Origin of the sequence: Clostridium sp. AF29-8BH, assembly GCF_003478145.1 — a bacterium.
Taxonomy (GTDB): Bacteria; Bacillota; Clostridia; order Lachnospirales; family Lachnospiraceae; genus Otoolea; species Otoolea fessa.
Window position 1 is genome coordinate 271,826 of the sequence record NZ_QUEL01000002.1, and the last position, 12,248, is coordinate 284,073.

Annotated in this window: 9 protein-coding genes; all 9 read right to left on the reverse strand. The window is 40.1% G+C overall.

What is annotated here, in order from left to right; all coding sequences use genetic code 11:
- Positions 1-481: 481 nt before the first annotated feature.
- The 9 genes from glf to glmS all read right to left on the reverse strand — a co-directional run bounded on the left by glf (position 482) and on the right by glmS (position 11,676).
- A complete protein-coding gene (glf, locus tag DWZ16_RS02935) occupies positions 482-1,594 on the reverse strand; it encodes a UDP-galactopyranose mutase (protein ID WP_107000857.1) in 1,113 nt (370 codons plus the stop codon).
- A 265-nt stretch (positions 1,595-1,859) separates the two neighbouring features.
- Positions 1,860-2,627, reverse strand: coding sequence for a hypothetical protein (locus DWZ16_RS02940; RefSeq protein WP_107000858.1), 768 nt, complete (start codon positions 2,625-2,627; stop codon positions 1,860-1,862).
- Complete coding sequence (locus DWZ16_RS02945) at positions 2,627-3,595, reverse strand: MarR family transcriptional regulator (protein WP_233430220.1); 969 nt, start codon at positions 3,593-3,595, stop codon at positions 2,627-2,629. The genes DWZ16_RS02940 and DWZ16_RS02945 overlap by 1 nt, the downstream gene beginning before the upstream one ends.
- Positions 3,596-3,927: 332 nt before the next feature.
- The gene (locus DWZ16_RS02955; protein WP_118522249.1) at positions 3,928-4,935 is read right to left on the reverse strand and encodes a hypothetical protein; all 1,008 of its coding nucleotides are present in this window, start codon (positions 4,933-4,935) and stop codon (positions 3,928-3,930) included.
- A gap of 7 nt (positions 4,936-4,942) precedes the next feature.
- A complete protein-coding gene (locus DWZ16_RS02960) occupies positions 4,943-6,256 on the reverse strand; it encodes a glycosyltransferase family 4 protein (RefSeq protein ID WP_118293319.1) in 1,314 nt (437 codons plus the stop codon).
- 17 nt (positions 6,257-6,273) lie between these two features.
- A complete protein-coding gene (locus DWZ16_RS02965) occupies positions 6,274-7,257 on the reverse strand; it encodes a glycosyltransferase family 2 protein (protein ID WP_107000862.1) in 984 nt (327 codons plus the stop codon).
- Between the two features lie 8 nt (positions 7,258-7,265).
- A complete protein-coding gene (locus DWZ16_RS02970) occupies positions 7,266-8,855 on the reverse strand; it encodes a hypothetical protein (protein WP_107000863.1) in 1,590 nt (529 codons plus the stop codon).
- 31 nt (positions 8,856-8,886) lie between these two features.
- Positions 8,887-9,801, reverse strand: coding sequence for a nucleotidyltransferase family protein (locus tag DWZ16_RS02975; RefSeq protein ID WP_107000864.1), 915 nt, complete (start codon positions 9,799-9,801; stop codon positions 8,887-8,889).
- A gap of 33 nt (positions 9,802-9,834) precedes the next feature.
- Complete coding sequence (gene glmS, locus DWZ16_RS02980) at positions 9,835-11,676, reverse strand: glutamine--fructose-6-phosphate transaminase (isomerizing) (protein ID WP_107000865.1); 1,842 nt, start codon at positions 11,674-11,676, stop codon at positions 9,835-9,837.
- Positions 11,677-12,248 lie beyond the last annotated feature (572 nt).

Here is a 12,248-nt window from a genome sequence, read left to right on the forward strand (position 1 = left end):
TCACATTATAATTATGATAAATTAAAATTATGGAAAGTCAGAGCATATGAAAGGCGGCCTGCCCCTACTTTTGGAGGGCTTCCCCTCCAGCATCTCGTCATACCAATGACAGAAAGGAGGGCGATAACAATGTATATTACATATTCGGATTTAATTCAGTCTGGAATATTCATTGTCGCTCTCGTAGGATTGTGTTATACAATCTTCACGAGAAGAAAATAGCCGCCACTACTGCAATAGGGGCGGCTGGTCTCATAAGAGATTAACTGTTTCATTTCGGCAGGCCGTATGTCTCTGGCTTTCCTATTTTTACTATAGCATATCTTTTTTCTGTATTCAAGATGTTTTATTATGCCTTATTTTTGAAATACTAAATTTTGCAATTTTCATTTCACCATTTTATCTGAATCAGCAGGTAGCTTCCCATCTAATCCATGATTCCGAAACCATCCGCCGATCCGAATAAAAATCAAAAATTCTCCTACAGCTCTTTCTTCACCAGCTCCAACGCCGAAGCAATCACCGCATCCATATCATAATACTTATACTCGCCCAGACGTCCGCCAAAGATTACCTTCTCTTCCTTCTTGGCCAGCTCTTTGTACTTCTCATACAGCGCACCATTCTTCGCATCATTGACCGGATAATACGGCTCATCGCCTAACTTCCACTCAGAACTGTACTCACGGCTGATAACCGTCTTTGGCAGATCATTGCCATCCGCATCCTTGCCAAACTCAAACCATTTATGCTCGATAATACGCGTCCACGGAGTCTCCGCATCTGTATAGTTCACTGCCGCATTGCCCTGGAAATTCGGGATATCCAGCACTTCGGTATCAAAGCGCACAGAACGATACTCCAGAACGCCCAGCGAATACTCAAAATACGCATCGATCGCGCCGGTGTAAACTACTTTCTTTGCCATCGCATCCCAATCAGCCTTATTCTCAAAATAATCCTCTTCCAGGCGAACCTCGATGCCGTCCAGCATATTGGCAACCATCTTCGTATAGCCGCCAACCGGGATTCCCTGATACAGGGCGTTAAAATAGTTGTTGTCAAAGGTCAGACGAACCGGAAGACGCTTGATGATAAAGGACGGAAGATCCTTGCACTCTCTTCCCCACTGCTTCTGTGTATATCCCTTGATCAGCTTCTCATAAATATCCGTACCAACCAGGCTGATCGCCTGCTCTTCCAGGTTCTTCGGCTCGGTGATGCCTGCTGCCTTGCGCTGTTCCTCGATCTTCGCCGCTGCCTCCTGCGGAGTCACGACACCCCACATCTTGTTGAAGGTGTACATATTAAACGGCAGGGAATACAGCTCGCCGTGGTAATTCGCCACCGGAGAGTTCGTAAAACGGTTAAACTCCGCGAACTGATTTACATAATTCCAGACTTCCTTATTATTCGTGTGGAAAATATGCGCGCCATACTTGTGAACCTGGATGCCCTCCATCGGCTCTGTATACACATTTCCTGCAATATTCGGGCGGCGGTCAATCACCAGAACCTTCTTGCCCGCTTTCTTCGCCTCATGGGCGAATACGGCACCGTAGAGACCGGCGCCTACTATTAAATAATCGTACATGTTGGTTTTCTCCTTGTTACGTGTTGTTATACTTGTGATTTATTTATAACATACAACGACAATTTAAACAAGAATATCCCGTCAGCTTCAAGCATTCCCCAAAACAAACTCTCAATTTGGACACAATACCTTATTAATACTCCATTAGGATACATGAGTCCTATGGAGTACAGACGTAGACTTGGATTGGCTGTTTAACCTGTCCAAGAAAATGTCCGCACCCTCCCCTCTCAGGGCGAGTCCAAAATCTTCAAGAACACTTTTACTATGTATTATCCTTCAACCCATAACACTGGTACAACATATCTGTCATTTTCTTCTTATCTGTTCCTCTTATACCCAAGGACTTTAAATCCACTGTTTCATCAGCTATTTCAGATAAGAACTTTTTCATATCCTCTGCTATTTCCGGACTGAGAACTTGCCTTGTATTGGCTGTGATTAACTGTGCTAATCGGAACACATCGTTTTTATGTTTCTTTATATTTTTGCTGTCAACCTGCTCTCCATTCAGCTTGCGTTCCTTTAAATCCAGCCACGCTTTCGCCTTAAATGGTATCAGACAAGTCGGACTTAATACCGGAATGCCATCAACCATCAATTGTCCGGTTTTTAGCAATTCATAATACGCTTCATTTAAAAGGATTGCCGACAAGCTGGAGATTTCATCGTCTATCGGAAGCGGTGTGAGAACTGCATCATCTTCCAATATAAGAAAATCCGGATTTCTGGAAAATATTTCTATCATATATGGATATTCTTTGCTTTTCGGAGATGTGAAACGATAAAACTGTGCATTTCCGGTACTTTTATTCAAATGCTCATATCCTGCTTCCTTGACATACTCCCAGAACTGCCTGCCGAACTCTGCTGTTATGGATTCGACAATCAATACAATATCTACATCTTTTGTAGCACGAAACGGTAATTCTTCATTTTCCATAATCAAATCACAAGCTGTCCCGCCGATGATAACATATTGATTTTCAAAACCCTGAAATCTTTCCTTAAATTTTGTAAATCCGCTGACCATTACTCCTTCAACCTTCTTTCCTGCAATTCATCTACTGCTTCTTCAATTCTCTCATCGTTTGTATCTCCAAAAGATAAAACAATGGAAATATCGTCAGCACTGTTATCCTCTGAAAATTGTTTCGGGTTGTATGCCCATAATTCAAGTCTTACCTGCTTATCTGGGTCTATCAATTCATCGGTCAGTAAAGTTTTATCATAATCCTTCTCACTGATTGCATAGGTAGCAACTCGGCTTGGATTTAGCATTGTTTTTTCAGAAAGTGCCGTTCCCCCTGCAAAAACCATATTTTCTGTAACTTGCGTCTTATCTATATATCCTGCTTTGCGGACAGGTGTTGTCAAATATACTTTTGCTTTTTCAAATAATTCATCTCTGTTATATTTTGACTCAATAAACTTGTTGACACCGTCTTTTGCTACAAGAAACAAATCCGTCGCTTCCAACTGCTTTACTGCTCTGGTCAAGGTCATTGCTGTAAATGGAAGTACTTTTCCGGCTTCTGAAATATACAATCGTTTTTTCTTACTATACAGATAAAACAAAAACAACTGCTGTGTTGAGCAAACAAACTTATCTGTCAGCTTTTGGGGTTCTTTCTCATCAGAAAGCATTGTCCCAATGAAAGGAAGAAAGACCTGCTTATCAGTAATAAACGGTATATTATTTTCTATAAGGCTTTTTCTTCGATAATTAGATACCGACGCAAGTTCAAATACGACTGGTACATTATCAATCTGCTGTATTTTTGTAATCTGTTTTTTCAATGCCGGAAGTGTGGCAAGTTCTTCTGTCGGAGTAAGCATTATACAGCGTCTGTTTCCAATATATGCTGTGTGAAAATTATAACTCCCTGCAATATAAACAGGCAAAGAATCCTGATGATTCCATGCTTCATATTTTGTAGAAATCCCGAATACGCTTGTAAGCATATTTCCCATTCCCCTTTTTAACTCAATTTTTTTCATTTTAACTTAGCCAATGTTAAAAGTCAAGTTTTCGAGTTATTTTAAGTTTATTGCTAATTTCAATCCTCAAAAAAAATCAACTAGGAGCAGCAAATTTTAAATATTTCCAAATGTAAATTTTTTTCCTAACCACATTTGTTAAGAAAAAAGCCTACCTTCACTCTCCTTCTCCCTTATCACACTCCCATACACCAAAATCATCCAAAACATCGGCTGCCGGTAATTCACCAAAAAGAAACTCTCCGCCAAAATCCCTGCCACCGCACACATCATCGCCGCATTCATATACCGCAGATTCCGGACCAGCCAGATAAGTAGGAAAACCGTCGGGATTATTCCATAGCAGAATAATACACTGAACAGGCAGCAATGAATCTCATTGATCTGCTGGTCAGCGTGAAACGGTCAAATCCGCCCTCGCCTGCGCCGTATAACAGGTATTGTGGGTAAAGCACCAGCTTCTCCATGCCGCGATCCAGAAACAGTCCCAAAAGTCCGCCATGTGCAACTTTCCAGATCTTCTCCTGAATCCGGGTCAGCATATTGTAATCCACGGTCTTCACATCGAAATCCGCCGCTGGCCATATCCACCACAAAAACACGCCCAACAAAAGAAATCCACCACAGATTCCCACGATCCACACCTTCGACGGAACCTTTCTCCTGCATCCCTCCAGATAGAGTGCATGCGCTCCTGCCAGCAAGGTAAAAACCAGAAAGCCCAGCAGAATTCCCGTCGATTTCGATGCCGCCAGCACCGGTAAAGCCAGCAAGTAAAAAATAAGAAAGCTCCGATCGCCGAACCGACACCGGTACAGGTACAAAAGCAGCACCATCATAAATAAGAAAAACGCCAGCTGATTCGGATCATTAAACGTTCCCTGGTACCGCACCGCGCCCCAGTATTCATGAAAAATCCGTCCATGGCCCGATGCATATACCAGAAGCTGCAAAACGATATTTACCTTCACCACCCGGTTCATCCACAATAAAAACGTTTCATTCTCCTGATCCACCAGCTTCCGAAACGTCCATATCGCACAGGCATTATAAATCCAGAAAAACGTATACCGGAAAAACTCATTCCGCCCCAGCCGTATACCATAATATGCATTAATCCCTATCACAAACAGCAAAAACACATAGAAAAAACCATCTTCCCGAACCCGTCCGATTCGTTCCTTCTTTTTCAAGCATCCAGCCAGTAAAATAAAAAAAGAGAGCAGCAGACAAACATCCGCCGCTCCCATTCCTCCCGAAGGAAATAGATAAAACTGTTTCAAAAAAACAAACAATAAAAACAATACGCTGGCTGGCGCAAATACCATCTTCTCCTTCATGACTCCTTTATCCTCTCTCCGACTCTCTTCCCAGCAGTCTCTTGTAAATCTTCTCCATCTTTTCCCCCACTGCATCCAGGCCAAACAGACGGCTTCGCTTTCTGCACACCTCGCCCATCCGGTCCCATTCATCCATATGTTCCAGCATATACAAAAGTGCCCGCGCCCAGACTTCTTCATCCTGCATCTTCTCAATCATCATTCCGCCCGGACAGATTTTCTGGCTTCCATCCTCAGATAAAGTCCACTCCTCTCCCATCAGGTCCGTATTGCCCCGGATCTCCGAACAAACCACCGGCAGTCCGCTCGCCATCGCCTCCAGCATCGCACGCGGCAGTCCTTCCTGGAAAGACGGAAAAAGGAAGATATCCGAAGCACCAAAAATCTCCGCCATATCTTCCCTATAACCCAAAAATGATATATGATCCGCTATCCCAAGCTGCGCTGCCAGATCCTGCAAATACTCCTTCAATTCGCCATGTCCGCATAATAAAAGATGCAGCCGTTCATAGCTGCATCTCTCAACTCGCCTGCCTGTTCCAGCATCCTCCTGCTCATCTGCCGTTTCATTTCGTTCCAACGATAAAACTGACTCCTTTTCCGAATCCTTCAGCTTCGCCAGCATCCGAAACAGCACTTCCTGATTTTTCCTCGGAATCATCTCCCCGGACGTCAAAAGCACTACCCGTCCCGGCGGCACGCCCAGACTCTCTCTCTTCTTTTGACGTTCCTTTTCCCCCATTTTAAAAAAATTATCTTCCTCTATCCCCACACCCGGCACATAATCCACATACCTCGCATGGAATTTCCGTTTCGCAAGTTCATAATCCTCTCGGTTAATACAGATCTGCTGATCCGTATACCTCGATAAAAACTTTTCCATCGGATAATAAAACAGCCAGTTCTTCCACGACGCCCCTTTAAAAAAATGGAATCCATGCGCCGTATAAATCACCGGGCCAGTCCCCGTCGCATGGGCCGCCAGGCGCGCCATCACACCTCCCATCGGTGTGTGGCAGTGCACCAGCGAAAAATTTTCCCGGCGCATCAGCTCAACCATCTGACGGTACACCTGAAAATTCCGCTTATCAAACGGACTCCGTACAAAATCAATCTGGTGACAGATAATCCCGGTTCCATCCAGACGGTGATTATCCGTTCCATAGGACGGCGTATGAAAATTTGAGGCATAATGAACCTCGTATCCCATTTTCTGTAAAATATGGACATTGTTCATCTCAAACTGCGGGACAAAGCCGCTGACATGGGTAACCAGAAGAGCCTTCCTGCGCTGCTTTCCTTCCATTTCCTGTCTCTCCATTCAGGCACCCCCCAGACTTAATAGTGAACCTTCTTATGTGAATTAGAAGTATCTTTTACTTCTGTCCGTTCACTAATAATATATCTCGGCCGATGCTTGACTTCCATATAAATCTTTCCGATATATTCACCTAAAATCCCTAGACAAACCAGCTGCACTCCGCCAATCAAGCAAATAATACATGTCATGCTCGACCATCCGGCAACTACATTTCCCATGAAACGCATCACGATCGACCAAATAACTCCAAGAAAACTGAGTCCTGCAATCACCGTACCAAGCGCTGTAATAATTCGAATAGGTTTTATGCTCAAGCTCGTAATACCATCAAACGCAAGGCTCAACATTTTCGTTAATGGATAATGGCTTTCTCCTGCAATTCTTTCATGACGCTCATAATAAACACTTGTGCTCTTAAAGCCAACCAGCGGAAACATCCCACGCAAAAAAAGATTTACCTCCTTGAAATTAGCAAACTCCTTTAACACCCGACTTGAGACAAGGCGATAATCCGCATGATTATAGACAACCTCCGCACCCATCCAGTTTAAAAGTTTATAAAATCCTTCTGCTGTAAAACGTTTAAAAAATGTATCTGTATCACGTTTACTTCTGACGCCATAGACAATTTCACATCCCTGCTTATACTGCTCCACCATCTCGTCCATAGCATTAATATCATCCTGACCATCACAATCAATGGAAATTGTAATATCACATTTATCTTTCGCTTCCATCAAACCCGCAAGAACCGCATTTTGATGGCCTCGGTTACGGCTCTGAGAGATTCCTATAAAATGTTCATCTTGTTTTGCCAGATTGCAAATGATTTCCCATGTCTTATCCTTACTTCCATCATTCACAAAAAGGATACGGCTGCTGTTAGAAATCGTATTAGACTGAATCAAAGAAGTCAGCTTATCCAAAAACATCTTTGATGTAATTGGAAGAACTGTTTCCTCATTGTAACAAGGAATAATAATGTATAATATGGTATTCATTTTAAATTTTACCTTTCCGATCTTTTATATCGTTCTCTAAAAGTATTTAATCTTGATCTTATATATTGGAATCCATAGAGAGACAATATAATATATAGTGGAATATATGTGAATAAATATCTTGCACGTGCTTCGAAAATTAATTCAAACAGTGTCAGCCCTAAGATGCTTAACATAATCACACATACACGATTGTTTTTAGTTGCATGCCATGCAAACACATTTAAAAATATAATTGTCAACCATATCATCTGTTCAAAATTTGACCATAAAATATAGTATTTTCCGATGTCTCCATATTGTCCCGTATAATACAAACCACGCAAAAACTCACATATTGGTGTCGCTTTCGGAGGAAATACTTCCAAAAAGAATCCACCTTCTGCAGCCCAGCTAAATGTACCATTATAATAATTGGATAATATTTTTCGCGCAAATTGCTGCACCAAGCCTAGTACATGCATATTTTTAATACGATTAATTGCCACATACAAATCTGCTGCGTTTCTTTCTGCACAAGTTGAAAATGATGCAGAAAATTCAACATCCTTATCAGAAAAATTTCCCATATCAGCAGGATTCATACCCATCATAAAATAATGTGCAATTCCAAAAGACATGTTTTTATCAACCGGAAAATTCATCGCCGAAATTCCAACTTTAATTATACACAGCCCCATGAAAGCGCCAAAAATAGCAATCAAATCATTCAAGAAACTTTTTTTCAATTCTCTCTTTCCTGCAACGCAAAATGTTTCAACTAAAATAACTGCAATAAAAACGATAAATGTTTGAGGTTTTATTTTATATCCCACCGTTGAACAAAGACCTATGAAGAACCACACTAACATAGAATTCTTCTTTTTATTATGAATATAAAGATATAAAATCAACGTAGGAAATATCAATGCCATAGAATCCGAATACGGTATAGAAATCCATGGAGATATTCCAGCCAAAAGAACATAAACAACATACCCAAACAGCGAAATTTTTGTATCATCAAATAAATACTTAATTATATGAAATAATAAATAGCCTGTTACGGCATTTAAAAAACATTGAACTGTCAAAATAGCAAAATATTCATAATCATGGAATCCTATATTATGTGCCACAAATCGGATTATAGAGAAAATTTCTGCCAAAAACAGGTTATTAGGGTATCTTGAAAAATACCATTGATAATCATTTGCATTTTGATGGTGTATATATGAATTAGAAAAATTTATTAATTCGGAAGAATCCCACCCTGTATAAAAATAATAATTATACACACAAAAAAGGTTCAAAAAGAAAAACAGTATCGAAACGACTATCATAGTTTTTTTACTGTTTTTAAAGTTAAAACAATTTGCCACAGTATATACTACAGCAAAAAAAATCGTTCCCAAAAACATTAGCACCCATGGCGACAAAAAATTCGCACAAAGAGATTTATTTGCATATTCAATCTTAGGGAAAAAAACACAAATTAAAATTATTATCAAAAATACGGACAGATATATACCCTTTATAATGTTTTGAAATAACATCTTGTAATTCATTTCAGTAGCATTATTCTTTTTTAATAATTTCAACTTCTCAAAAAAATTCATAATCTAAACCTTCTTAATTTTTTATACATTACTACTCCCATAACTGCATCGGATATATGCCAGATTTCATCATAAATCGAAACTTCTCCTGTGCCGGTTCTATATCTTCCTTATATGTAATACCAATCCATCTATCCGATGTATTCAGGACTTTTACAGCCGCCAAATTCTTTTCCAGCAATTCCGCCACAATATTCGGGAGAAGATATTCTTTCTTCTCTGAATTTTCCCCTAATGTATCAAGGAATCTGGCAAATCCTTCATCTATATACCGCAAAAAATCCGGATATCCCGCCCACATATTCATAGATACCATTGCATCTGATGTAATCCATTTGCTGACTTCCGCATTATCGCACTGTATTTTTCCATCCACTATCTGAATTCCCGTTGTCTCAATCACTTTCTCCAGATATCCATTTGCATCTGCCACACAGACACCTCTAGTTACAGCTCCGTTCTCACTCAGCGTGTTCTTCAAAGAAAATCCAGCCATGGCAAGGTTCATCTTCTCTTTATTCTCATTCTCGGAAATCAAGAAATCATGAAGCTTTATAAATGCTTCTTTTCCATAATAATCATCTGCATTAATAATCACAAATGGCTCTTTTACTACATTCTTGCAAGCTAAAATTGCCTGTCCAGTTCCCCATGGTTTCACGCGCCCTGCTGGAACCTCATATCCATCCGGTAAATCTTCCAATTCCTGATAGACATATTCTACTGGCATAACTTTCGATAAGCGATTTCCAATCACTTCTTTAAATTCCGCTTCGATTGCTTTTCGAATCACAAAAACAACTTTGGTAAATCCAGCTGCTTTTGCATCGTAAATCGAAAAGTCCATAATAATCTCCCCATTGGGAGCCATCTTTACAAGCTGCTTGATACCGGTTCCGAAACGGGAACCGATGCCAGCAGCCATGATGATGAGGGTTGTATTCATATGTTCCTCCGCAAATAATCCATTACTCTCCCCCTATTCCACCGTTACGCTCTTCGCCAAATTTCTCGGCTTATCCACATCCAGACCTTTCGAAACGCTTACATAATATCCCAAAAGTTGCAACGGAATCACTGCTAAACTCGGTGTAAAGCACTCTTCTGTTTCTGGAATATACAAAGCGAAATTTACTGTATCTTCTACTTTATAATTTCCTGCCATTGTCACTGCTACAAGATAAGCTCCACGGCACTTCACTTCAACCATGTTGCTGATCATTTTTTCATATAGTTCTTTCTGCGTTAATACACTGACTACTAAAATCCCATCTTCAATCAAACTAATTGTTCCATGCTTTAGCTCTCCTGCTGCATATGCCTCAGAATGAATGTAACTGATCTCTTTTAATTTTAAACTTCCCTCCATGCCGACAGCATAATCAATGCCGCGGCCGATAAAAAATACATCTTTCGCATTTGCATATTTTGAAGCAAACCACTGAATTCGCTCTTTTTCATCATCCAGCACTTTTTGAATTTGTTCTGGAAGCTTCTGAAGCGCTTCTATTAGTTCCTTATATCTCTTTTCATCCAGTTTTCCTTTTGCATAAGCAAACTGAATCGACAACAAATTCCCGGCAATCAGCTGTGCACTATACGCTTTCGTCGTTGCTACCGCAATCTCCGGTCCAGCTAATGTATAAAATACATGATCTGCCTCACGCGCAATCGTTGAACCGACTACGTTCACAATCGCAAGTGTTGGGATTTTCTGCTCTTTTGACAAACGCAAAGCTGCCAAACTATCTGCTGTTTCCCCCGACTGACTAATAATAATAACAAAACTATTCTCTTCCAAAATTGGATTCCGATATCTAAATTCAGAAGCCAGTTCCACACGTACCGGAATTCTTGCCAATTCTTCCATTACATATTGCATCGCCACTCCTGCATGATACGCAGAACCACACGCCACAATATAAATTCGTCCAATTGAACGGATTGTTTTTTCATCTAAACCTGCATCTGATAAATCAATTCTCCCATTTTTTAAAACTGCATTGACTGTATCACGAACTGCTCTTGGCTGCTCATAAATTTCTTTCATCATGAAATGCTCATATCCGCCTTTTTCTGCAGCCTCTGCATCCCACTTAATTTCAATCAGTTCTTTTTCAATCACTTCCTGGTCGATATTGTAAAAAGTAATCTCTCCTTTATGCAAACGAGCCATTTCCTGATTCCCAATATAATAAACCTGGCGCGTATATGGAAGAAGCGCCGGTACATCCGACGCTACAAATGTTTCTCCCACTCCCTGCCCCAATATCATTGGATTATCCTGACGGGCTACATATATTTCTTCTGGATATTCTTTAAACATAAAAGCCAGTGCATAGGTACCACGAATTCTAGTCATAGCTCTTGCTAATGAATCAATCGGATTCTGACCATAATTTTCATAATAATAATGAACCAACTTTACAGCCACTTCCGTATCCGTATCAGAATAAAAGGAGTATCCCTTCTTTATCAGTTTTTCTCTTAACTCCTGATAATTTTCAATAATTCCATTATGAACACCTACAACCTCTCTATCTTCCGTTGCATGAGGATGTGCATTCAATTCTGACGGTTCACCGTGGGTCGCCCATCTGGTATGTCCAATTCCGCAGTTTCCATGTATTGCTTTTCCAGCATTTGTTTTTTCTTTTAAAGCAATCAGCCTACCTTTCGCCTTTACGATTTCCGGCAATGATTTCCCTTTTCTAACCGCCAAACCAGCTGAATCATATCCTCTATACTCTAATTTTTCTAATCCGGCAAGAAGAATGGGCGCTGCCTGTTTATCTCCTGTGTATCCTACTATTCCGCACATTATATTTTTCTCCTATATATTCTTTTCGTTCAAAATACTCCAGCAGTTCCCTACTTTCTCTTTCACACCCCGATTGTTCGCAATTTTTACATATATATTCACACGCTTCAGTTATTCTTCGTTCACTTGTCGTGTTCTTTCCTATCGGTAATTCCGAATTTAAGTATGTTGGATATAAATGAAAATAATCCGAAAAAACCGCCGTATGAGCTAAGAAAACACATTCTATATAATAACCCATTTTGTCCTTTTCAGGCTTTTTTTCTGCTATTGCGCACGAAATAAGTGCTGTAGTAAGAGCTGCTTTTACTACCAAAGCTCCTTTACCATCTATATAGCTTTTTTAGCATACGTATACGCTTCTTCAAAGCTCTCAACATTGTCTTGGGTTCTATATATACTTTTTGCTCTTTGCAACCAATAATGTAAATCATTCTCTAATAATGGCTGCAAATCTTTATAGATAGTATAAATAAGACTTTTTGAGTCTTTGTTTGTTGAAAATATTTGGTTCAGCGTATCGAATAAAATAATATCTATATATAAAACGTTTTTCTCGAATAATCAAGTTT